The organism is Flavobacterium jejuense (genome assembly GCF_006491595.2).
GTDB lineage: Bacteria > Bacteroidota > Bacteroidia > Flavobacteriales > Flavobacteriaceae > Flavobacterium > Flavobacterium jejuense.
In genome coordinates, this window is the sequence record NZ_VEVQ02000017.1 from 13,453 (window position 1) to 37,358 (window position 23,906).

Consider the following 23,906-nt stretch of genomic DNA (forward strand, 5'->3'; position numbering starts at 1 on the left):
GCTATTCAAGATCAAAAATGTAAAGAAATAGATTTGTAAGTATTTTTTCTTACATTAGTAACTTATAAAAAATAACGTTAAAAATACCACCATATATATGTCAGATGTAGCAACCATTCAACAATTGGTAGAAAAACAAAAAGCATTAAAACAAGAAATAGCAAAAGTAATTGTTGGGCAAGACGAAGTCATTAATCAAATTGTATTAAGTATTTTTGCAGGAGGACATGCTTTATTAATAGGTGTACCAGGACTAGCAAAAACACTAATGGTAAACACCATTTCTCAAGCTTTAGGATTAGATTTTAAACGCATACAGTTTACACCCGATTTAATGCCTTCTGATATATTAGGTAGTGAAATTTTAGATGAAAACCGTCAGTTTAAATTTATAAAAGGTCCTGTCTTTTCAAATATAATTCTAGCAGACGAGATCAACCGTACACCTCCAAAAACTCAAGCAGCTTTATTAGAAGCCATGCAAGAAAGAGCAGTTACAGTTGCAGGTCATAATTACAAATTAAATTTACCATATTTTGTTTTAGCAACGCAAAACCCAATTGAGCAAGAAGGAACTTATCCTTTACCAGAAGCTCAATTAGACCGTTTTATGTTTGCAATAAAATTAGAATATCCAAGCTTTCAAGAAGAAGTAAATGTAGTAAAAGCAACTACTTCCGATTTTAAACCACAAGTCAACCCATTATTTACAGCAGAGGAAATTATTCATTTTCAAAACGTCATTCGTAAAATTCCAGTTCCAGATAATGTAATTGAATATGCAGTAACATTAGTAAGTAAAACAAGACCAGATAATCCATTAGCAACAGATTTTGTAAAAACTTATATCGATTGGGGAGCAGGTCCAAGAGCTTCACAAAATTTAATCTTAGCAGCAAAAACACAAGCAGCTTTAAATGGTAAATTTTCACCAGACATAATAGATGTTCAATCTGTAGCAACAGGAATTCTTCGTCATCGTATTGTGAAAAATTACAAAGCTGATGCAGAAGGGATTTCTGATGAAGAGATTATTAAGAAATTGTTTTAATCATATTTTTTTGATGTAATGATGGAATTAAATAAGAATTTACTAAAGAAAAAACTTAATAGATTCTCTATTTTAATTAGTTCATTTTTATATATAATAATTTCATTAGATTTCTTTGTTAAACAGAATTATTTCATTTCAATAGGTATAGGTGTTATTGGTATTTTGAATTTGTTTATTTTGAAAATTCAGGATAAAAACCTAAAAGTATTTGGTATTCTTGTTAATGCTTTAAGTTTTTTAGCTTCGGGAATGATTTTTATAAGTCATTATCAGCAAAATGAAAGATATATTCTTTGGGGAGTAATTACAATTGCATATTTAGCTGTAACTATCATTTTTGTGTTTAAAAGAAAAAGAGTTAAATAAATTTTAAAAAAAAATAATATCTAAAACTGAATTAATCTTTAAACAAGTGTCGCTTAACTAAAATTTAGATTTTTATTTTTTAAGATTTTGAATATGTTATTTGATTCGTTTTTAAAAAATAAATTAATAACTCAATAAACGTATTATCAATAAAAATCATTTTATGTTTTATCAAAAACTATTCTTTATTTTACTATCCAACTCTTTATCATAAAAAAACAAAAACATGCTTCCCATCATATCTTGGTCTACTGTAGAAGTGTTGTTTACTTCTAAAATCAATTCGTACTCATGATTGGCATACAACCAAATACCTTCTTTCGAACTAAAAGGAGTAACTTTAATTAAACCAATTTTGTCTTTATAATTAGAAATCGCACTTTTAAAAATATTTTGATTAGTGGTTTTATCATGCAAAGCAATAGAAGTAGCAAAAGGGTGTACGTGAATAGCCGAAAAATGCAAACGAAGACTGTCTTGTAAATCCAATTGCTCGTCAATAGAACTATGGTAAATATTTTTACCTTTAGGTACAATCCAATGTCCTGAAAGCATATTACCTTCTTTATCCATATAACTATGGTTTTTGGTTTCTACAGGAATACATTGATTGCTTCCAGGTGATAAAGGTTCTTCAAAAGGATTATTTTTATTATAAGGTAATTGAATAAAAACTGTTTTACTCATTAAAGGTTTTTGTGAACCATCATATTTTTCATGTGTAATAGTAATTTGATGTTTTATTTTTTTTAAAATAGATTTAAAATTGTGATTTAAAGCTTGTGAAGTAATGTATAAATAGTCATTTCCTTTTATTGGAATACCATAACCTTCTGGATATGTATAGCTTTCAAAACCATTAGATAAAGAAGTTAATCGAGGATATTGTTTGCCAATGCGTTCATTTAAATCCCAATTAGTATAATAATTTACGTCATTGATGTCTACATTCATATGGCAAATGAAATCTTTTGAAATTTTCTCGTTGGTTTTCGCATCAACTGCCTTTACTTCAAAACCAGTGATCCAAAGTAATGCATCATCTTGACTTAATTGAATGTATCTTGAAGATTTTGGACCTTCCATAGATTTATAAATTCCATCAATAAGAAAAGTAGGAGAAAGCATTTTATACTCTAGGTTTTGTTTACCAATTTCCCAATGATTATCTACTAAACCTAAGGTATATAATAACTTGGTTTTTACAATAGCTTTATGTCTGTTTGATAAAAAAGAATAAACGCTAATTCCAAAAACACTTGAAATTATAAAAGTAAAGGCTAAATATTTATATATCTTTGATTTTCTAATCATCCTAAAAACAATAAGAACAAAAATAAGCGAAATGAATAAAGAACTGCAAAATAATCAAAGAATCTTTGGTTTGGATGTTGTAAGAGCTATCGCTATTATATTAGTTTTGTTATCTCATGTCTATTATCTAATAGATAGTACTAATCCATTTCTAGTAGCCATTAGTGGTCTGTTCGGTTTTGCAGGTGTAGAATTATTCTTTGTATTAAGTGGTTTTCTCATCGGTTCTATTTTGCTTAAGATGTATGTGACAGGTAGTTTTTCTAATAAGAAAGTATTTGTTTTTCTTAAAAGAAGATGGTTTCGTACCTTACCTGCTTATTATTTGGTTTTATTTTTTAATATTTTGGTTGCCATTTATATGAATTACTCTATGGAAGGATTATGGAGATATTTTTTCTTCATGCAGAATTTTTCGAGTTATCATATTTCTTTTTTTTCCGAATCATGGAGTTTGTCTGTTGAAGAGTTTACTTATATTCTAGCTCCATTACTTTTGTTTTTTACTAGAAAAATGTTTAAAAATAATAAGAAAAATATTTTTCTGTTTTTAAGTATCCTGTTAATACTACTATTCAATATAATAAGATATATCTATTATCTAAATAGCGCAATAACTGATATGGATGCTTGGAATCTGAATATTAAATTAATTGTTATTTATAGAGTAGATGCAATAGTTGTAGGTTTTGTTGTGGCTTGGTTGCATTATTATTATCAATCATTTTTAAAAAAATACAGTATATATTTCTTTATTATTGCAGCGCATTTGTTTTTTCTACAGTTTGTAGTTTTTAACGTTTTTGGGTTCGATATTAATACGAAACCACTTTATTTTAGGGTGTTTTATTTTACATTTTCAGCTTTTACATTGGCTTTAGGTTTACCAGCTTTTGTGTATTGGAACAAAGCTAATTCTAAAATAACTGTTGTTGTTGAGTTTGTAAGTAAAATTTCATATAGTATGTACTTACTTCATTATAGTATTATTACAGTTTTAATAAAAAAAACAATAAATGAGCTACAACTTGTGATTTCGTCTGGCTTAATTATTTTTATTTATTTTTTTGTTACAGTATTCCTTTCTTATTTACTGTATCATTTTTATGAAAAACCAATCATGAAACTGAGAGATAGATAGTTTAAGAAATGTTTTTCACATCTGTTTAAGAGTTTCTGGAATGATAAAAAGTAAGTTTTAGATAGACTTTAGGGTAAAATAAAAATACTTTTTACGTATATTTTCTGTTTTTTATAAAAAGAGAGTACTATAACGTTTTAGTGCTTTTGAGAATTTAATAATTTTTAAAACTTAAATTAAGAATACAATAAAAAATACTATTTTAAAATGATTTTTTTGAATTTTCAGCACTAAAAAGGTGTCTTTTGGTATAATATTACTTCAAAATTAAGGTTTTATTAAAAATTTTTAAATCTCATTAAGATTCATTAAATTTGTATCACTTTTAAAACTAACAAAAAATAATTTATAATAGTATGGCATTTGATATTGAAATGATTGAAAAAGTGTATGCAACTATGGCAGAACGTGTTGACAAAGCACGAGAATTAGTTGGTCGTCCACTTACTTTATCTGAGAAAATTTTATATTCGCATTTGTGGGAAAAAATGCCTACACAAGCATTTACAAGAGGAAAAGACTATGTTGACTTTGCTCCTGATAGAGTTGCTTGTCAAGATGCAACAGCACAAATGGCTTTGTTACAATTCATGCATGCTGGTAAAAAAACAGTTGCTGTTCCTACAACAGTTCACTGTGATCACTTAATCCAAGCAAAAGTGGGTGCAGATGCTGATTTGTCTCGTGCAAAATCACAATCTAGTGAAGTTTTTGATTTTTTATCATCCGTTTCTAATAAATATGGAATTGGTTTTTGGAAACCAGGTTCAGGAATTATTCACCAAATCGTTTTAGAAAATTATGCATTTCCTGGTGGAATGATGATTGGTACTGATTCTCATACAGTAAATGCTGGTGGATTAGGTATGTTAGCAATTGGAGTTGGTGGTGCAGATGCAGTAGATGTAATGTCAGGAATGGGTTGGGAGTTAAAATTTCCAAAACTAATTGGAGTTAAATTAACAGGTAAATTAAATGGATGGACAGCTCCAAAAGATGTTATTCTTAAAGTAGCTGATATTCTAACTGTAAAAGGTGGAACAGGTGCTATTGTAGAATATTTTGGTGAAGGTGCAGAATCTATGTCTTGTACTGGTAAAGGTACTATTTGTAATATGGGTGCTGAAATTGGAGCGACAACTTCAACTTTTGGATACGATGATTCAATGCGTAGGTATTTAAATGCTACTGATCGTCAAGATGTAGTAAAAGCAGCTGATAAAGTAGCTGATTATTTGACAGCAGATGCAGCAGTATACGCTGATCCAGAGCAATATTTTGATCAATTAATCGAAATCAACTTATCAGAATTAGAGCCACATATTAATGGTCCTTTTACACCAGATAGAGGTACACCAGTTTCTAAAATGAAAGAAGAAGCTGCAGCAAATGGATGGCCAGTAAAAATCGAATGGGGATTAATTGGTTCATGTACTAATTCTTCGTATGAAGATATGTCTCGTGCTGCTTCTATTGTAGAACAAGCCGTAGCTCATGGTATTTCTCCAAAAGCAGAATTTGGGATCAATCCTGGTTCAGAACAAATTCGTTATACTATCGAAAGAGATGGTATTATCTCTACTTTTGAAAAAATGGGAACTAAAGTATTTACAAATGCTTGTGGACCTTGTATTGGACAATGGGATAGAGCAGGTGCAGAAAAAGAAGAAAAAAATACTATCGTTCACTCGTTTAATAGAAACTTTTCTAAGCGTGCAGATGGTAACCCAAATACGCATGCTTTTGTAACTTCACCAGAAATGGTTGCTGCATTAGCTATCTCAGGAAGATTAGATTTTAATCCTTTAACAGATTCATTGTTAAACGATAAAGGAGAAGAAGTGAAATTGAATCCACCTAAAGGAGAAGAATTGCCAAGCAAAGGTTTTGATGTAGAAGATGCAGGTTTTCAAGCTCCAGCTGCTGATGGTTCTTCAGTTGACGTTGTAGTTTCTGAAAGCTCAGATAGACTACAATTATTAGCTCCTTTTGAGCCTTGGGATGGAAAAAATATTACTAATGCCAAATTGTTAATTAAAGCTTTTGGTAAATGTACTACTGATCATATTTCTATGGCAGGACCATGGTTACGATTCCGTGGACATTTAGATAATATCTCAAATAATATGTTGATTGGTGCTGTAAACGCATATAATCAAGAAACAAATAAAGTTAAAAATCAATTAACTGGTGCTTATGATGCCGTTCCTGCTGTAGCAAGAGCTTATAAAGCAGCTGGTGTTCCTTCAATTGTTGTAGGAGATCACAACTATGGTGAAGGTTCTTCACGTGAGCATGCTGCAATGGAACCACGTTTTTTAGGGGTTGAAGCGGTTTTAGTAAAATCATTTGCTCGTATTCATGAAACCAACCTTAAGAAACAAGGAATGTTAGGCTTAACATTTGCTAACGAAGCAGATTATGATAAAATTCAAGAAAATGACACAATCAATTTCTTAGATTTAACAGAATTTGCTCCAGGAAAACCATTAGCTATAGAATTTGTTCATGAAGATGGTTCTAAAGATGTTATTTTAGCAAATCACACTTATAATGAAGGCCAAATTGAATGGTTTAAAGCTGGTTCAGCACTTAATTTAATTGCTGCTGGAAAAGCTTAGTTGAAGGCAAAACCATAAATAAAGAAAAGGCTCCAATTATTTTTGGAGCCTTTATTTTTTATCTAACTTGTTGAATAATAAAAAAACAATCTTCACTGGTTCCTAAAATAGAAACACTTGCTAAATTACTAACAATTTCAAAAATTATTGTGTCACCAGTGGTTAGTTGAACTAAAGTTTCTACCTGTCTAACTGGAGGTGTAACGTTAGTAGTAAGTACACTAATGTTTGCAAAACTATTCCTGTTTATAACAGTACCGTTTTTTGAGATAGCTATTCCGAAATCAGTTGTGATACCTACTGTACTATTTGCTTTAATCTGGGCTTTTATAGAATAAATACCATCTTGTTTTGCAGTAAAAGTGTTTGTTGTTGTGTTAAATTCTGAGTTAGTGTCAAAATCAACAAAATCAAAAGTTATTTTTGCCTTATTAGATGTTAAACTTAAATTGACAGTTGAGCTACTTGAGAATCGACCTTTAACGGCTGTTTTAAGATAACTGTTAACAACTGTTTTTGATGTTACTCTTTTTGAATTCCCTAAATTATCAACCACCAGTATAGAATCTTTTGCTGCAGACTCATTAGTTGTAATTTCTGTTGTTCTTATTCTTAAATCACCATTGATATCTAATGTTTTTGTTGGATTTGAGGTTTCTATTCCTACTTGAGAGAATAAAAAGGTTGTAGTTAATAGTAGTAAATAAAGAGTATTTTTTTTCATATTCTTAATTTTAAATTCCTATAGTGTCAAATTTAAAAATCAAAAATGTTAATTTGTTATATTTTTATTGTATAAAATGTTAATTTATTGTTTATTTATGACTAATTGTAATTTGAGTTATTTATTGGTATTTATTTTAACATTAACTATGAGTAAATAGAATATTAATAAATTGATAAAAAAATCATTCAAAAAGCAGTTATTTTTAGATAAAACAGCTTTTTTATTTTCTTTTTCTTAATCAATTTTAATGTAAAAAATTGTAATTTAACAAAAAAAATGACAATAATTCATGTGGCGGCTGAATGTTTTCCTGTAGCAAAAGTAGGTGGTCTTGCAGATGTTGTAGGAGCATTACCTAAATTTCAAAATAAAAATAAGGAAAAGGCAGAAGTAATAATGCCTTTTTATAATTTGCCTTTTACACAGAAAAACAAATTCAAAGAAATCTATAAAGGGGAAGTTCCTTTAAATGGGGTAAATTATACTTTCAGAGTGGTAACGCTTTTAAAAGAATCAGATTTTACTATTAATTTTATTGATATTCCAGAATTGTTGTACACAGATTATGTGTATTCTTATGATGATACAATTCGTTTTTTAGCTTTTCAAATTGCAGTACTAAAATGGATTTCTAGTTGGGAAAATAAACCAGAAATTATTCATGTACACGATCATCATACAGGCTTAATTCCTTTTATGATGACGCAATCGTATCAATTTGATGATTTAAAATTAATACCAACTGTTTTTACTATTCATAATGCACAATATCAAGGTTGGTTTTCACATGAAAAAGTAGGTCTAATTCCAAAATTTGATTTTTCAAAAGTTGGCTTGTTAGATTGGAGTGGAGAAATAAACCCAATGGCTGCCGCAATTAAATGCGCTTGGGCTGTTACAACCGTTTCTCCTTCTTATATGGAAGAATTGAAAAGTAAAGCAAACGGATTAGAAGATTTACTAAAATATGAATCAGGTAAATGTGTAGGAATTTTAAATGGAATCGATACAGAAGTATGGAATCCAGAAACAGATGAATACCTTAAAAGAAATTATAAAAAAACTACTGCTGTTTCAGGTAAAAAGGCAAATAAGAACTGGTTGTGTGACCAATATGGTTTTAATAGAAACAAGCCTTTAATTGCTTTTATTGGAAGATTTGTTCACGATAAAGGTTGTGATTTGTTTGCAGAAGTTTTTACAAATTATCTGAATGAATTAGAAGTTTCTATATTAATTTTAGGTTCAGGTGATCCCAAAGTTCAGGAAGATTTAACAAACTTAAATGATGTTTTTGAAGGCGATTATAAATATGTTTCAGGATACAATGAGGCATTATCTCATGTCATTTATGCTGGTGCAGATTTTTTGCTAATGCCTTCAAGAGTTGAACCTTGTGGATTAAACCAAATGTACGCACTTCGTTATGGAACTGTTCCTATAGTAAATAATGTAGGAGGTTTGAAAGATACTATTTTGGATTACAAAGAAGTAAACGGTTTTGGTATTGTAATACATGAAGTTACTGTGACAGAAATTAAAACAGCTATCGAGGAAGCTGTTCAACTATATAATAATCAATTACTGCTTAAGAAAATCAAAAATCAAATTATGAAGATTGACCATTCTTGGTTGGCTTCTGCTAAGGAATATCAAAAACTATATCAAAAATTAAAAAAGTAAACTATGTTTTCAGAAAAAGTCTTATCGATTATTTTAGGAGGAGGACAAGGTTCTCGATTATATCCATTAACTGATAATAGATCAAAACCTGCCGTCCCAATAGCGGGTGAATATCGATTAGTAGATGTACCAATTTCTAATTGTATTAATTCTAATTTTAAAAGAATTTTTGTTTTAACCCAATTTAATTCGGCTTCTTTAAATAGACATATTAAAAATACTTACCATTTTAGTTTTTTTAGTTCAGCTTTTGTAGATGTATTGGCTGCTGAACAAACTCCAATGAGTCAAACATGGTTTCAAGGAACAGCTGATGCTGTTAGACAAAGTATGCATCATTTTTTGAAACATGATTTTGAATACTTCTTGATCTTGTCTGGAGATCAATTATATCAAATGGATCTTCAATTAATGCTAGACAATCACATTGAAAGTAATGCCGAAATCTCAATAGCAACGATTCCTGTAAATGCAAAAGAAGCAACTTCTTTTGGGATTTTGAAAGCCAATGAGAATAACCAAATTACTTCTTTTATCGAAAAACCAAGCAAGGAGTTATTAGTTGGTTGGGAATCTGCTGTTAGTCCAGAAATGGAAGAAGAAGGTAGAGAGTATTTAGCTTCAATGGGAATTTATATTTTTAATAGAAGTTTGTTAATTGAACTATTAGCTAATCCGGATACTGTAGATTTTGGTAAGGAAATACTTCCTCAGTCGATTGACAGAAATAGAGTTTTTAGTTATCAGTTTGAAGGTTATTGGACAGATATTGGAACAATTGAATCTTTCTTTAAAGCCAACTTAGGTTTAGCAGATGATTTTCCAAAATTTGATTTATATAATAAATCGAAAACAATTTATACAAATGCACGAATGTTGCCTACTTCAAAAGTGTCGGGAACCCAAATGTATAAAGCAGTTGTAGCATCAGGTTGTATTATTAATGCAGAGAAAATTGAATACTCTGTTATTGGAATTCGTTCTAAAATTGAAAATGGTTCAACAGTTATTAATACTTACATGATGGGAAGCGATTTTTATCAAGCTTTAGAAGATATATTAGATGAATCAATAGTAAATATGGGAATTGGTAAAAATTGTTATATAAAAAATGCCATTTTAGATAAAAATTGTTGCATTGGTGACAACGTAAAAATTGAAGGAGGACCTCATTTAGAAGAAGTGGATACAGAAACCTATACAGTAAGGGATGGAATTGTAATCGTTAAAAAAGGAGCGGTAATTCCATCAAACTTTACTATATAATATGGGAAATGTAATTGCATATAGCCTTTTTACAGATTTTGACATTAATTTATTTAAATCAGGAAAGCATTATCGTCTTTACGAAAAATTAGGTTCACATTGTGTAGTTTTAGATGGGCAAAATGGAACTTATTTTGCTGTTTGGGCACCAAGTGCGGAAAGTGTTTCAGTAATAGGTGATTTTAATTATTGGAATGAAGAAGAACATCAATTAAATGTAAGATGGGATTCTTCTGGAATTTGGGAAGGATTTATCCCTTATGTAGGAAAAGGAAGTACTTACAAGTATAAAATTAATTCAAAAATAACTCCTGAAAATATTGAAAAAGCAGATCCTTTTGCAAGAAGATGTGAGCATCCTCCCAAAACAGCTTCTATTGTTTGGGAAGATGATTACCATTGGGATGATGAAGAATGGTTAAAAAATAGAGGAGAAAAGAATAATTTAAAAGCACCATACTCAGTTTATGAAGTTCATTTAACTTCTTGGAAAAAGAAAGTAGAAGAAAATCGATCTTTATCTTATTTTGAATTAGCAGAAGATTTAGTACAATATGTAAAAAAAATGAATTTTACTCATGTAGAATTTATGCCTATAATGGAATTTCCTTACGATCCTTCATGGGGATATCAAATTACGGGTTATTTTGCACCAACTTCTCGATTAGGTTATCCAGAAGAATTTAAATATTTAGTAGATAAATTTCATGAAAATGGAATAGGAGTAATTTTAGACTGGGTGCCTTCTCATTTTCCTGAAGACGCTCATGGTTTGGGTAAATTTGACGGTTCTTGTTTGTATGAACATACTGATTTAAAAAAAGGATATCATCCCGACTGGAAAAGTTTAATTTTTAATTATGAACGAAATGAAGTAAGGGCTTTTTTAATTAGTAATGCTTTATTTTGGTTGGACCAATATCATATCGATGGTCTTCGTGTAGATGCGGTGGCTTCCATGATTTATTTAGATTATTCTAGAGATGAAGGAGAATGGGACCCAAATGTTTTTGGTGGAAATGAAAATTTAGAAGCCATCAGTTTTGTTAAAGAATTAAATGAAACGGTGTATTTAAATTATCCAGATGTGCAAACCATTGCTGAAGAATCAACAGCTTTTCCTATGGTTTCAAAACCTACATCAATAGGAGGTTTAGGCTTTGGAATGAAATGGATGATGGGTTGGATGCACGATACATTAGATTACTTTAGTAAAGATACTATTTATAGAAAATTCCATCAAAACGAAATTACATTTAGTTTAGCTTACGTGTTTACTGAGAATTTTATGCTTCCTTTATCTCATGATGAAGTTGTGTATGGTAAAAATTCTATTATAGGTCGAATGCCAGGAGATGAGTGGCAACGCTTTGCAAATTTGAGAGTACTTTATGGTTATATGTTTACTCATCCAGGAACAAAACTACTATTTATGGGAAATGAAATTGCACAATATGAAGAATGGGATTTTCAATCTAGTTTAGATTGGAATTTGCTAGAGTTTTTTCCGCATATTAATTTTCAAAATTATATTTCAGATCTAAACCTTCTCTATAAAGAAAATAAAGCCTTACATGAAATTCCTTTTTCTCAAGAAGGTTTTGAATGGATTAGTTACGATGATAATGAAAACAGTGTTATGTCTTATTATAGAAAAGGAGATAATGAAAAAGATAAATTAATAGTCATTTGTAATTTTTCTACAAATGCGCTCATAAATTATAGAATAGGTGTTTATAAAGAAGGGATTTTAGAAGAAATATTCAATAGTGATGCTTCAAAATATGGAGGAAGTAATGTTGTAAATGAAGATCCAATTGAAACAGAACAGGTTTTATTTCACAATCAAACGTTTTCGTTCATAACTTCTTTGCCTCCTCTAGGAATTTCTGTTTATAAGTACCAATAATTTATTATTTTAGAGTGAATTAATATTGATTGTTAAAAATGTAAGCCATGATTTTAAATACAGAATTAGAACATAAAGGGAATATTTTTCCAAATAAAATAGTATCCTTTAAGAAGGATGTTGATAAAATTTACTTTTACACAGAAAATAATGTCGTTTTGCAAGTTACTGTGTTAAGAGATAGTGTATTACGTTTTAGATTTACGACAGTTGGTTCATTTAGTAGAGATTTTTCTTATGCTATTTCACAAAGTGCAAGTCGTGGATATAATTTGCTAGAGATTAATGAAACAACAGAAAGTTATGAAATAATTACTTCAAAAATAATCTGTGTTATTTCTAAAAGAGATTTAAAAACAGTACTTTATGATGCGGTTGATAAAACATTAATTTGCCAGGATGAATTAGGTTTCCACTGGGAAGAGAGCTATGAGTTAGGTGGTGATATCGTAAAAATGTCTAAACACTCAGAAATTAGTGAAAGCTTCTATGGTTTAGGAGACAAACCATGTCAGAATAACTTAAAAGGAAAACGATTTGAAAATTGGGTAACCGATTCTTATGCTTTTGGAAAAGATACAGATCCTATTTATAAGGCAATTCCTTTTTATATAGGATTACATTCTAAGAAATCCTATGGAATTTTCTTTGACAATACCTTTAAAACGTATTTCGATTTTTGTCAAGAACGTAGAAGTGTAACGAGCTTTTGGGCAATGGGTGGAGAAATGAATTATTACTTTATTTACGGACCAGAAATGAATGATGTAATTGCAAATTACACCGACTTAACGGGTCGACCAAAGCATTTACCACCTTTATGGGCTCTAGGGTATCATCAATGTAAATGGAGTTATTTCCCAGAAGCAAAAGTGAAAGAGGTAACTAATAAATTTAGAGAATTAAAAATTCCCTGTGATGCTATTTATTTAGATATTGATTATATGGAAGGGTTTAGATGTTTTACATGGAATAAAGAACATTTTCCAAATCCAAAACAAATGGTTGCAGATTTAGCAGAAGATGGATTTAAAACAATAGTAATTATAGATCCAGGAATAAAAATTGATCCAGATTATTGGGTTTTTAATGAAGGATTAGAAAATAAATATTTTTGTAAAAGAGCAGACGGACCTTATGTAAAAGGAAAAGTTTGGCCAGGAGAATGCTATTTTCCAGATTTTACTAACCCAAAAGTTAGAGAATGGTGGGCTGGACTATTTAAAGAATTAATTGAAGAAATAGGAGTAAAAGGAGTTTGGAACGATATGAATGAACCTGCCGTAATGGATGTCCCAGGTAAATCTTTTCCAGATGATGTAAGACATAATTATGATGGTTCAAATTGTAGCCATAGAAAAGCACACAATGTTTATGGAATGCAAATGGCTAGAGCTACTTATCATGGGTTGAAAAAGTTTTCGTATCCAAAAAGGCCTTTTGTAATTACCAGAGCAGCGTATTCAGGAACACAACGTTATACATCTACTTGGACAGGAGATAATGTGGCAACTTGGGAACATTTACAGATTGCAAATGCACAAGCACAAAGAATGAGCCTTTCAGGATTCTCATTTGTAGGATCAGATATTGGTGGATTTGCAGAACAACCTAATGGAGAATTATATGCAAGATGGATACAGTTAGGCGTTTTTCATCCTTTTTGTAGAACACATTCTTCTGGAGATCATGGAGATCAAGAACCTTACGCTTTTGGAACAAACATAACAGATATCGTTCGTAAGTTTATAGAAATTCGATACCAATTATTACCATATCTATATACTGCCTTCTGGAAATACATAGAAGAAGGTACTCCTATTATAAAATCACTTGTGGTTTATGATCAGGAAGACCAACAAACCTATTTTAGAAATGATGAGTTTATTTATGGAGATAGTATTTTGGTTTGCCCAATTGTAGAACCAAATTCAAAAGGTAGAAGAATGTATTTTCCTAAAGGAAGATGGTATAATTTCTTTGACAATGAATTAATAGAAGGTGGTGAAGAATGTTGGGTAGAAGCAGATATAGATACACTTCCTATTTATGTAAAAGAAGGAGCCATTATCCCCAAATATCCTATACAGCAATATGTTGGTGAAATTGAAATTACTGAATTAAAATTAGATGTTTATTATAAAGAAGGAAAAGAATCTTCAATGGTTTATGAAGATAGTCAAGATGGTTATGATTATATGAAAGGGCGTTATAGCATTCGAAATTTTAATTTAATAGGGAAAGAAGATACGTTGGTTATTCAGCAATTTAAATCAGGGAAGTTTACTACACCTTATGAATTTATTGAATTGAATATTATAGGATTACCTTTCGAAAAAGGAATTGTTGAAGTAGATAAAGAGATTATTGATTATTCAGCAATTCAATCTAATATAGTAAGAGCAAGAAAAGATTTTACTGAGATCAGAATTTTTAATAAATATTGTGAAATCGATTTGAAATCTGAAAAAATAAATTAAGTAAAACGGAGTTCAATTTTTATTTGGAGCACAAAAATCATCCTTCGGTTGAAAAGTAATCCCGCTATCCACTATATCTTTTTTACTATTGTCAAAATGAGTGGAGTCAAAATACAATAGTAAAAAAGGATGCCGTTCCTATCGGGGCTACAAAAGCACATTTTCTTTTCAGTACATTTTTTATAAACCGTTTAGCACAAATTAGGTGATAAAAGCATTTTCTTGACATTAAGTATTCAGTTTCTGCGAACAAAAAAATAAAATTTTTAAAATTTTCACAACCCAATTTATGATACATCCGAATTATTAGGACATAACGGCAGTAAAATCTCCAAAATGTATTCACATGTAAGCACAAAGAATATACAACAAATAAAAAACCCATTTGCTTACATGTAGTAATTATTTTTTATATTTGAATGAAACAAAGTATAGTCTAAGCTACACATATCTGTCCAAATTTTGTGAAATATATACCTCCTTATTACACATATATACAAGTTTGCAGTAATCTGAAAAACCTAATATGAAAAAAATGATTGGAATAAATATATTAAGTCTATTAATAAGTTTATCGTTCTATTCTTGTGATAAAGCTTCAAATACCGCTGACTCTGTTGACGACTCTTCTAATATTCAAAAAAGAGAGTTCATAAGCTCATTTGAAAGTGTGAATGATTTTGATGGATTTTATATAACGCCACAAAATCATCTTGGTACTACTTTTCACGAACTTACAGAATCTAATGTGTATAGAGGTATGTATTCTCATAGAGCTTGGATAGATGGAGATAACCTTCAATCCTCTGCTAATGACAAAAATCATAGAGGATACCCAACAGTACAATTTCAAAACACAACAGAAGGTTCTTTTAAAACGCCTTGTTATATTTCACTAAGAGTTTGGTTAGATATGGAATTAGATAATAACCCAACAGGTGAAGACGATTGGTTTAGCTTCGCAACCTTTACAGATGATGAATCTGATAATTGGGATAGAACAGTACTTGTTAACTTGAATGCTGATGGGTTTGTACATTTACAACATACTACTAATCAAGGAGAACAAACGAGCCTTTTTCAGACAACAGAAATAGAATTTCCAAAGAAAGAATGGGTTGAATTAAAAATATATCTAGATTTTCGAGATAATGGATACGCAAAAGTCTGGCAAAATGGTGAATTAGTTTCTCATTCGGAAATAGGTAACATAACTAATAAGTTGTCTCAAGCCCATTTTGGGCTCTACTGTTCACCACAATTGTCAACAGGAGTTGTATTTAATGATGATTTATTAATTAAAGAAGTCAATGAAGAATAAACTACTACCAACAAGCGGTGTATAAAACACAGTTAATAAGTGCTAAACTCAAAGGTTAGTGTTTATTTGCAAGAACCACCAAACCGAAAATGTAGTATCTTTTTACACGCTACATTTTATATATTAAACGTTGCTCACAATTTAAACCAAGATAACTGAATGATAGAAATTATTGATTTAAGTCAAGAAATTTATGAAGGAATGCCTGTTTATAAAGATCTTCCACAAGTTAAAATGACAGTTCATAATTCCCACGAAGAATGGAATGGAATAAAAAATCCGAAAATTAAAACACCTGCCGTTCATAAACTGGAATTAGGAGAACATACTGGAACACACGTTGATGCTATAAATCATATGGCAATCGAATATAAAGGAAAATCAATTGACAAAATGCCTTTATCAATGTTCTATACCCAAGGAGTTTGTTTAGACTTTTCTCATAAAGGACTAAAAGAATTAATTGAGCCTCACGAAATCGAAAATGCCTGTAAAAAGGCTGATTTGAAAATAGAAAAAGGAGATACTGTATTGATTTATACTGACCATTATCGAAAAAACTTTAACGGAGAAGACTGGGCGAATGGACCAGGAATTTCGGCACAAGCAGCTCGTTGGTTAGGAGAAAAAAGGATATCAGCATTTGGGGTTGAAACTATGTCACCTGGAATTCCTGGAATCTCAAATAAAGAAGTACATCACATTTGTGGAGAATTGAATTTTACACATTACGAGAATATGATAAACCTTCATTTACTAGTTGGGAGAGGAAGATTTCGATTTATTGGATTTCCCCTAAAAATTAAAGGAGGAACAGGTTCACCAGTTAGAGCAGTCGCAATATTTGAAAAATAAAAACTATGTGCAACACACGCTGTAGTTCCAGAACGTTGTGCTTCAAAAAAATGAACGATATGAACAAAACATTTCTAATTATAATATCAATCTTTTCAAATATCTGTTGCTCAGGACAAGAATTTGAGAAAGTAATTATAAGTGAACAAGATACTTCAAATTTATACGTCAATGACAACGATAGTACTGAATTATACTATTTGAAACTTGTACCTAAATTAAAACCGATTGGAGTGGTTATGGTTCTCCCTTCCGGTGGCGAGACGGTTCAAGATCTTTTAAAACAAATAGAAATACCGCATTTAGCATACGACAATAACATTTTGACTATCATTCCTTCAATAAATTGGGGAACAGAAACCAGAGAGGTAGAAATAGAGGTGCTTGACAAAATAATTAAAGAGGTTGTAAAGGCACATAACATTCCAGAGGAAAATTTTGTACTTGGTGGGTTGTCAAATGGCGGGATGATTTCATTGACTTACGCAGAAATTTCTAAAAAAGAGAAAGGGAGTACTTTCATGATACCAAAAGGAGTTTTCGGCTTAGATATACCCTTAGATAAGGCTCATATGTATCAATATTGTATAAGGGAAATTAACAGGAATTTCTCGGAAGTTGGGGTTAATGAAGCTCGTTGGATAATGAATAATTACAATCAAACATATGGTGGTTCACCAAAAGAATTTCCCGAACGGTATATAGAAGCTTCTATTTACTCAAATGGAGCAGAAAAGGGCGGAAATGCACAATATTTAAAAGATATTCCAATCAGAATGTATACAGACTTAGATGTTGAATGGTTAATCAATCAGCGCAGAAGGGATTTGTATGATTGGAATGGAACAGACATTGTTGCAATGATAAACGACCTTAAGTTAATGGGAAATCAAGATGCCAATGTAATTATTACAATGGGTAAAGGCGTTCGACTTGACGGTAGAAGACACCCACATTCTTGGTCAATTATGGATAACCAAGACTGTATGAATTGGATTATAAATCTATTTGAAAATAAAAAATAACAGTATTAATCCAAAACTGTAAACTAAAACCAGTACGAGACATTAAAACATTAATTTGTGTATATTAAGAAAATTAAATAGTCAATAACTCAACTAATTATTTTTATTATGGATAGCATTAACTGGTTCTCAATGGTAATAGCTACAATTATTCCAGTATCATTTGGATTTATATACTACAAAATAATATTTGGGAATATCTGGCTAGATTCAATAGGTATAGTTTATAAAAAGAAAAAAAAGACGAATATGATTATCATTATTGGAGTATCAATTATACTCTCTTTTTTCTTATCATTTTTCTTATTGAATTTTAATAATAGTGGAATTGATCAAGAAGGTGGTTATGACACTTTCCAACATGGAGCTTGGCATGGAACATTTATTGCTATTACCGTTGTTTCTCCTGTGATTGTAATGAACGGATTGTTTAGCAGAAAGTCATGGAAAAATATGCTGATTAATATATTATATTGGATTATTACTCTAGCACTAATGGGTGGAATTTTGGATGCAATGAATCATTGGGAAAATGTTATGATTCCTTAAGGTTATTAATCAATACAACTGATCAATAAATATTTCTAAGAATTTAAGCTATTAAAAAGGCATTCAATACCATAGTTGTCAGGGAAAACGACACACTACAACAAGTATTCTAGTCACTACAACAAAAAGAAGTAACAGTAATAAAGGATTTTCAATAAATAGCGTGAGATAGATTTAAAAACCTAAAGAAAGTTAATTAAATGATAAAAATACCCTAGATATTATAGAGTATTTTTTTATTTTGATAATATGATTAACTTTGGTGAAATATATAATGCAAATGAATTCAATTTGGTATTTTGAGGATGTAGATCTATTCAATATAATGTGCCCACATAAATTTAAAGATGCTGGATACGACGATCATTTTAAAAATTATAAGAAAAATGATTTTATTTACTCTGAAGATGCTGCTGCAGATAAAATTTATTTAATCAATTCAGGTAAAATAAAAATTGGTTATGTAAATGATGAAGGAGATGAGGTTATTTCAGCTATTTTGTCTAAAGGAGAAATATTTGGAGAAAAAGCCATTTTAGGAGAAGAAAAAAGAAATGAATTTGCTGTGGTTTTAGAGAACAATACTTCAATTTGCCCTATAGCAGCAGATCAAATGCTTGAATTAATTAGAGGAAATAGGGAGTTAAGTTTAAAAATATACAAGTTTATTGGTTTTAGATTAAAACGATTAGAAAGAAGATTAAAACTACTGTTGTTTAAAGATACAAAAACTCGTTTAAAAGAATATTTAAACGAGTTAGCATTAGATTATGGTTATAAAAATACTATTTCAGGAGATACTGTTATTAGACATCCTTTTACCCAAAAAGAAATTGCTTCTTTGATTGGAACATCAAGACCTACTCTTAATATTTTAATTAATGAGTTGCAAGAAGAAGGTTATCTTAATTTTGATCGTAAAGAAATAATATTAAAAAATAGTTAATCCTTTTTAATAAAACTTTTAGAAAACTTCTCTCCATTTAAAGTTTTAATAGTTAATATATATACTCCATTAGTTAAGTCAGATATTGAAATCGTTGAATAATCATCTTTGATGGTTTTAACTAGTTGTCCAGTAGTAGTAAAGATATCTATTCCAGCTACTTCAATTTTATCAATATTCCTAATGGTTAGAAAATGATTGCTAGGATTTGGATAAATAGTAACTTTATTTGAAGCAAAATTGTCTGAGCTTAAAGGAAAAGATCCTTCAATTACATGTAACACTTGGTTAGACAAAGGATTGTCAATTACATCTACTGTTCCTGAAGGCCAATTAATAACAACTTGAGAAATTTCTGTTTCTTGTCCAATTCCAAAGTGAGCATTTAGAGAACTCATGTATTCAAAACCTTCACCACTTCTAATATCTCTAATTTGTTTCCCCCAAGCTCCATATATCTCAACTCTTGCTCCAATTCCATTACTATTACTTTGAACACCTTTTAGTGTAACTTTAATCCAGTTGTTGCCATTTGGAATAGCATATCTAACAGTGTTACCATTTAAAATATCTAAAAATCCATCATCATTTAAATCACCAATTGCACCAACACTTATTCCTTGATTATAACTCACAGGTGAAAAAGTATTATTACCTTGATTAAACATTATTTTATTCCCACTACCCAAAACATCAACATAACCGTCATTGTCAAAATCATAGGCTACATAATCTCTGTTTATAGAATTATCGTTATCCCAACCCGATCCGTCTGTTATATTTGTGTATGCTTCTTCTACATTATTAGATGTATCAAGATTGTTTCTAAAAAAAACATGACCAGTATTACCATTTGAACCTATTAATATGTCCATATCACCATCATTATCAAAATCTGCAATTGCTGAAGACCATGATTGTATTGGAGTTATATTTATTTGCGCTATAGCAGAAATATCAGTGTAAACACCATTGCCATCATTTCTGTGAAGTTCACATGTAGGTCCTGAACATTTTGAGACGAATAAATCTGTATCACCATCGTTATCAAAATCAGTAAAAAGGGTAGCATAATTACCTCTAATGCTTCCTAAATTCATAGCTCCTGGTGTAACGCTAGTTTGATAGTAAGTTAAATTTCCATTACCATCATTTAAATAATAAACATTTGGAGCAATATCATGACAAGAAAAGACATCAAGATTTCCGTCATTATTTAAGTCGGCAAAATTAGTTCTTTGACAAAATATATCCTCACCCGGAGTATAGCTAGAGTATGCTGTGCCAGTACTATTAGAAGTCCATACTGAAAGACCATATCCGCTTCCTAAAATTAAATCATTATAGTTATCTCTGTTATAATCTCCAGCAGCTAAGCTCCAATTAGGCATTTTACTTATTCCAGTAACTGGGAAATCAGTGATAGAAAATGCTCCAGAAACGCCTTGATAGTGGATTTTTAAATTGTTAGTACTTACACCTACAATGTCATCTTTATAATCACCATTCATATCTACAACACAAATGTTATAACTACTATTTATTGTGTTTATTGTTTGTGTAGTATAGGATACAGGAGGTGGTGGTATTACTACTTCAGTTAATTCAAAATTAAAGCCAGTTGCACTCCATCTATTGTCCCAAGCAATGTAATAAGTGGTTCCAGCAGTTGCAATAAAAGTTCTTGTAGAAAGATTAGAGTTTGTGTTTCCAGAGTTACATTGAATAATTCCGGCATTATCGTCACTAGTAAAACAAGTTAATGAAGAACAGTTACCTGTGTATACACTAAAATTGGTGTCTTTACATATATTTTCTATTAGATCAGAAGTAATAGTAACTTCATAATCTTGTGTAGGTGTATACGAATACCATTTTGCCATAGGTGCTGTAGAGCATGCAGTTGTAATATTCGCTTCATCAATAGCATTAACAGTTGTGATTCCAGCAGTTATAGGGGTTGATGAAAGACATGGGTTAGAGCCAATTGGGGTTTCAATTAATTGAAAATCAAACCCATTTGTGTTATATCTATTTGTCCAGCAAATGTAGTACGTTGTTCCTGCTGTGACATTAAATGTTTTTATAGATAAATAGGAATTTGTATTTCCTGCATTACAAGAAATAATTCCACCATCATCGTCACCACTGAAACAGAATAAATTTCCACAACTTCCAGTATAAACCTCGAAATCAGTGTCTTTGCAAATGTTTTGAGATAAGTCAGAAGTAATGGTAACGCTGTAGTTTTGTGTAGGTGTATAAGCATACCATTCTGCTAATGTAGGTGTTTGCGAACAGTTAGTTGAAATATTAGTACCATCAATAGCGTCAACAGTTATTAATCCTGCCGTAACTGGAGCAGCAGTTGCACAAGTATTTTGAGAAAAGTTGATTTGCCAACTTAGTATTGCACACATCAGACTGATTTTTAACAGACTATTATTGTGTTTTTTTTTGAAATTAGTAATTTTAGATTTCATATTTATTTGTTTAGTTTGGTTTTTTTTAATTGCATTCACGTAAAGTATTTATCCAGTCCTTCATGAGTAAAACACCCTCAGTATGTATCAATGTTCTTCCATGTAAAGGCATTCTGTAGCTTTCATCAGTGGTGTTAATTCGGTAATAAAGCATAGACGCATCAATATTTTCTGGTGTGACAACCTTGTTTAATTCATTTGGAAAATTTTGCATGTCACTTGTATTAACACAAACTCCCATATTGGTTAAACCGTTTGTAACATCTCCAGTTTCATGAAAAGCAAATCGCATGGGTCTATAGTCGCAATGACTGTTGTTTCGATGGCAATGTGCACAGTTTATATCAACATAAGATCTAGCTCTTAAATCTATTGGTTTAGAAGTATCATTATAATCAATTGTGGTTTTGTCTTGAGAAGGAAGGCTGAAATTATTTTCTAAATACCCTTGTTCAATCCATTTTGAAAGTTGATTTTTAGTTGTATTGCCATAAGAATATTCAAAATTAAGGTTTTGTGGTTTGATCCCTATAGGTTTAGGAATATCTACAGATTGTCCATTGATAGTCTCTCTAGATTTATGACAAGTGATGCATTGCACTTCGTTTGGAACCCTATAATTTACAGATTTAAGATTGTTGTTTTCGTCTTTCCATTGAATATTTTTATAACTTCCATTTAAATCATGAAAAGCTTCTGTTTGCTCTTCATTCCATATATAATCAGCAAAAATCCATCCCGATTCTTTTCGAATCATTAATCTAGTTTCAATGAGTTTTGTATTGTTGCTTGGTTGAACGTTATCATAGTAAAAACTTTTGATTAAAACAGCTCCAACGGGTAGTTCTAAAATATTATAATCTTCATTATAAGTTGCTTTTTTATTTGAAGGCATCCAAACGAATCTCTTTTTATGTGCATAATCTGAAAATAAAGGACTTGCAGGAGCGTAAGGTAGGACATTTACCGATGGAGTTAAATCTTTTAACTGTCCTTCAAAAAAATGATAATCGGATAATTTGGAATAAGGAACTTGAGATAAATCTACTGTTACAACTTCAGTCGTAGTAGGAATTTCTTCATAGCTGTCATCATCATTACAAGAAAAAAATAAGAATGACAGAGAAATTAAGCTTAAGGTAAGTAAAATGTAGTTTTTAGTCATATTTATTGCTGTTATTTAGCAAATATAACTTTTTTTACTAATTTTCGATAATTTTTTAACTTAAATACCTAAGCTGTAGTTTACTATAACGTTGTATTTTTTTAAAAGTTCCAATGATTCTCTAGATTGATGATCAAATTTTTCTTCTAAGGAAACTAACTTTTTCTTTTGATTAATTCTTCTTAAAGAATCAAAAAAACGTCTCACTTCTTCTGGATTAGATAAAATTAATTTAGGAACCTTTGTAGAATTTCCATTATCATCTTTGGCTACCATTGTGAAATAACTAGAGTTACAATGTTTAATTTTACCAGTTTGAATATTTTCAGCTACTACTCGTATGCCAACAACCATTGAGGTGTTACCTATATAATTTACCGATGCTTTTAAAGTCACTAATTCACCAATCTCTATTGGGTTTAAAAAATCAACCGTATCAACAGAAGCAGTTACACAATAGCATCCAGAATATTTTGAAGCACTAGCAAAAGCAATTTGATCCATTAATTGTAATAAGTAGCCACCATGAATTTTACCGCTAAAATTAGAATGCGATGGAAGCATAAGTTCAGTTAGAGTGATTTTGGAAGCTTCTACTGTATTGGATTCTTTTTTATTCATTATTCGCCATTATTAAAATAAGGTGATGTTTCTTTTTCTACTTTGGTTATGAAATAACGAGTATCTCCCCACCAAAAGAAAGTACGAAGCCTTTCCACATATTCTACTTTTACAAATTTGCCTTGTAAACTTTTTAAACTATCTATAACTTCTGTATCCTTATCTAGAACAGAAAATTCAAAAATTTGAGCTCCCGAAATACCTTGACTTATTTCTCCTTCCCATGTTTTTGCAAAATAACCTTTATAACTAATCTTGATTAGTTCACCAGATCGTGTACCAGTACTATAAGGAACATAAAAGACATAAGCCATATACCCTGTAATAACTAATATCGTTAGTAAGGTACCAAAAAACACTATTTTTTTAAAGACTGTCAT

Annotated in this window: 19 protein-coding genes; 13 read left to right on the forward strand and 6 right to left on the reverse strand. The window is 30.4% G+C overall.

Going from position 1 to position 23,906, the window contains the following annotated elements; all coding sequences use genetic code 11:
• The first annotated feature begins 97 nt into the window (after nt 1-97).
• Together FIA58_RS18600 and FIA58_RS18605 are read left to right on the forward strand one after the other, a co-directional pair.
• Entirely contained in the window at nt 98-1,051 is a 954-nt protein-coding gene (locus FIA58_RS18600) for an AAA family ATPase (RefSeq protein WP_140964207.1), read from the forward strand.
• Between the two features lie 18 nt (nt 1,052-1,069).
• A complete protein-coding gene (locus FIA58_RS18605) occupies nt 1,070-1,420 on the forward strand; it encodes a hypothetical protein (RefSeq protein WP_140964208.1) in 351 nt (116 codons plus the stop codon).
• A 171-nt stretch (nt 1,421-1,591) separates the two neighbouring features.
• On the opposite strand, the gene FIA58_RS18610 is transcribed toward FIA58_RS18605, so the two are convergent.
• Complete coding sequence (locus FIA58_RS18610) at nt 1,592-2,734, reverse strand: hypothetical protein (protein ID WP_140964209.1); 1,143 nt, start codon at nt 2,732-2,734, stop codon at nt 1,592-1,594.
• A 31-nt stretch (nt 2,735-2,765) separates the two neighbouring features.
• On the opposite strand from FIA58_RS18610, the gene FIA58_RS18615 reads away from it, so the two are divergent.
• Complete coding sequence (locus FIA58_RS18615; RefSeq protein WP_140964210.1) at nt 2,766-3,875, forward strand: acyltransferase family protein; 1,110 nt, start codon at nt 2,766-2,768, stop codon at nt 3,873-3,875.
• Between the two features lie 356 nt (nt 3,876-4,231).
• Nucleotides 4,232-6,496, forward strand: a complete 2,265-nt coding sequence (locus FIA58_RS18620) for an aconitate hydratase (RefSeq protein ID WP_140964211.1) — start codon at nt 4,232-4,234, stop codon at nt 6,494-6,496.
• A 58-nt stretch (nt 6,497-6,554) separates the two neighbouring features.
• On the opposite strand, the gene FIA58_RS18625 is transcribed toward FIA58_RS18620, so the two are convergent.
• Entirely contained in the window at nt 6,555-7,220 is a 666-nt protein-coding gene (locus FIA58_RS18625) for a C1q-like domain-containing protein (protein ID WP_140964212.1), read from the reverse strand.
• Nucleotides 7,221-7,499: 279 nt separating this feature from the next.
• Here FIA58_RS18625 and FIA58_RS18630 point away from each other — a divergent pair, with 279 nt between their 5' ends.
• From FIA58_RS18630 to FIA58_RS18670, 9 genes are all read left to right on the forward strand, one after another.
• Nucleotides 7,500-8,906 (forward strand): glycogen synthase, encoded by a 1,407-nt coding sequence (locus FIA58_RS18630; protein WP_140964213.1) that lies wholly within the window; start codon nt 7,500-7,502, stop codon nt 8,904-8,906.
• A gap of 3 nt (nt 8,907-8,909) precedes the next feature.
• A complete protein-coding gene (locus tag FIA58_RS18635; RefSeq protein WP_140964214.1) occupies nt 8,910-10,172 on the forward strand; it encodes a glucose-1-phosphate adenylyltransferase in 1,263 nt (420 codons plus the stop codon).
• A 1-nt stretch (nt 10,173) separates the two neighbouring features.
• Nucleotides 10,174-12,081 (forward strand): 1,4-alpha-glucan branching protein GlgB, encoded by a 1,908-nt coding sequence (gene glgB / locus FIA58_RS18640; protein ID WP_140964215.1) that lies wholly within the window; start codon nt 10,174-10,176, stop codon nt 12,079-12,081.
• Between the two features lie 47 nt (nt 12,082-12,128).
• Complete coding sequence (locus FIA58_RS18645; RefSeq protein WP_140964216.1) at nt 12,129-14,561, forward strand: glycoside hydrolase family 31 protein; 2,433 nt, start codon at nt 12,129-12,131, stop codon at nt 14,559-14,561.
• A 535-nt stretch (nt 14,562-15,096) separates the two neighbouring features.
• Nucleotides 15,097-15,882, forward strand: a complete 786-nt coding sequence (locus tag FIA58_RS18650; protein ID WP_140964217.1) for a heparin lyase I family protein — start codon at nt 15,097-15,099, stop codon at nt 15,880-15,882.
• Nucleotides 15,883-16,041: 159 nt separating this feature from the next.
• The gene (locus tag FIA58_RS18655; protein WP_140964218.1) at nt 16,042-16,737 is read left to right on the forward strand and encodes a cyclase family protein; all 696 of its coding nucleotides are present in this window, start codon (nt 16,042-16,044) and stop codon (nt 16,735-16,737) included.
• Between the two features lie 50 nt (nt 16,738-16,787).
• Entirely contained in the window at nt 16,788-17,762 is a 975-nt protein-coding gene (locus FIA58_RS18660; protein WP_140964219.1) for a hypothetical protein, read from the forward strand.
• Between the two features lie 108 nt (nt 17,763-17,870).
• Nucleotides 17,871-18,311, forward strand: a complete 441-nt coding sequence (locus tag FIA58_RS18665; protein WP_140964220.1) for a DUF1761 domain-containing protein — start codon at nt 17,871-17,873, stop codon at nt 18,309-18,311.
• Nucleotides 18,312-18,591: 280 nt separating this feature from the next.
• Complete coding sequence (locus FIA58_RS18670) at nt 18,592-19,257, forward strand: Crp/Fnr family transcriptional regulator (RefSeq protein WP_140964221.1); 666 nt, start codon at nt 18,592-18,594, stop codon at nt 19,255-19,257.
• Here the strand turns inward: FIA58_RS18670 and FIA58_RS18675 are convergent.
• From FIA58_RS18675 to FIA58_RS18690, 4 genes are all read right to left on the reverse strand, one after another.
• Nucleotides 19,254-21,677, reverse strand: coding sequence for an FG-GAP-like repeat-containing protein (locus FIA58_RS18675; RefSeq protein ID WP_165928955.1), 2,424 nt, complete (start codon nt 21,675-21,677; stop codon nt 19,254-19,256). The two genes, FIA58_RS18670 and FIA58_RS18675, sit on opposite strands and share 4 nt — an antisense overlap.
• 88 nt (nt 21,678-21,765) lie before the next feature.
• On the reverse strand, nt 21,766-22,905 hold the full coding sequence (locus FIA58_RS18680; protein WP_140964223.1) for a hypothetical protein: 1,140 nt from the start codon (nt 22,903-22,905) through the stop codon (nt 21,766-21,768).
• A 60-nt stretch (nt 22,906-22,965) separates the two neighbouring features.
• The gene (locus FIA58_RS18685) at nt 22,966-23,526 is read right to left on the reverse strand and encodes an acyl-CoA thioesterase (RefSeq protein ID WP_140964224.1); all 561 of its coding nucleotides are present in this window, start codon (nt 23,524-23,526) and stop codon (nt 22,966-22,968) included.
• Nucleotides 23,526-23,906 (reverse strand): 6-phosphogluconate dehydrogenase, encoded by a 381-nt coding sequence (locus tag FIA58_RS18690; RefSeq protein ID WP_243754705.1) that lies wholly within the window; start codon nt 23,904-23,906, stop codon nt 23,526-23,528. Before FIA58_RS18690 ends, FIA58_RS18685 begins: the two co-directional genes overlap by 1 nt.

Coding starts and splice junctions, on each gene's coding strand:
- FIA58_RS18660 (WP_140964219.1), top strand. CDS start 16,788: ATGAACGATATGAACAAAACATTTCTAATTATAATATCAATCTTTTCA.
- glgB (WP_140964215.1), top strand. CDS start 10,174: ATGGGAAATGTAATTGCATATAGCCTTTTTACAGATTTTGACATTAAT.
- FIA58_RS18685 (WP_140964224.1), bottom strand. CDS start 23,526: ATGAATAAAAAAGAATCCAATACAGTAGAAGCTTCCAAAATCACTCTA.
- FIA58_RS18630 (WP_140964213.1), top strand. CDS start 7,500: ATGACAATAATTCATGTGGCGGCTGAATGTTTTCCTGTAGCAAAAGTA.
- FIA58_RS18615 (WP_140964210.1), top strand. CDS start 2,766: ATGAATAAAGAACTGCAAAATAATCAAAGAATCTTTGGTTTGGATGTT.
- FIA58_RS18605 (WP_140964208.1), top strand. CDS start 1,070: ATGATGGAATTAAATAAGAATTTACTAAAGAAAAAACTTAATAGATTC.
- FIA58_RS18675 (WP_165928955.1), bottom strand. CDS start 21,677: ATGTGTGCAATACTAAGTTGGCAAATCAACTTTTCTCAAAATACTTGT.
- FIA58_RS18625 (WP_140964212.1), bottom strand. CDS start 7,220: ATGAAAAAAAATACTCTTTATTTACTACTATTAACTACAACCTTTTTA.
- FIA58_RS18610 (WP_140964209.1), bottom strand. CDS start 2,734: ATGATTAGAAAATCAAAGATATATAAATATTTAGCCTTTACTTTTATA.
- FIA58_RS18665 (WP_140964220.1), top strand. CDS start 17,871: ATGGATAGCATTAACTGGTTCTCAATGGTAATAGCTACAATTATTCCA.
- FIA58_RS18600 (WP_140964207.1), top strand. CDS start 98: ATGTCAGATGTAGCAACCATTCAACAATTGGTAGAAAAACAAAAAGCA.
- FIA58_RS18655 (WP_140964218.1), top strand. CDS start 16,042: ATGATAGAAATTATTGATTTAAGTCAAGAAATTTATGAAGGAATGCCT.
- FIA58_RS18635 (WP_140964214.1), top strand. CDS start 8,910: ATGTTTTCAGAAAAAGTCTTATCGATTATTTTAGGAGGAGGACAAGGT.
- FIA58_RS18650 (WP_140964217.1), top strand. CDS start 15,097: ATGATTGGAATAAATATATTAAGTCTATTAATAAGTTTATCGTTCTAT.
- FIA58_RS18670 (WP_140964221.1), top strand. CDS start 18,592: ATGAATTCAATTTGGTATTTTGAGGATGTAGATCTATTCAATATAATG.
- FIA58_RS18620 (WP_140964211.1), top strand. CDS start 4,232: ATGGCATTTGATATTGAAATGATTGAAAAAGTGTATGCAACTATGGCA.
- FIA58_RS18690 (WP_243754705.1), bottom strand. CDS start 23,906: ATGACAGTCTTTAAAAAAATAGTGTTTTTTGGTACCTTACTAACGATA.
- FIA58_RS18680 (WP_140964223.1), bottom strand. CDS start 22,905: ATGACTAAAAACTACATTTTACTTACCTTAAGCTTAATTTCTCTGTCA.
- FIA58_RS18645 (WP_140964216.1), top strand. CDS start 12,129: ATGATTTTAAATACAGAATTAGAACATAAAGGGAATATTTTTCCAAAT.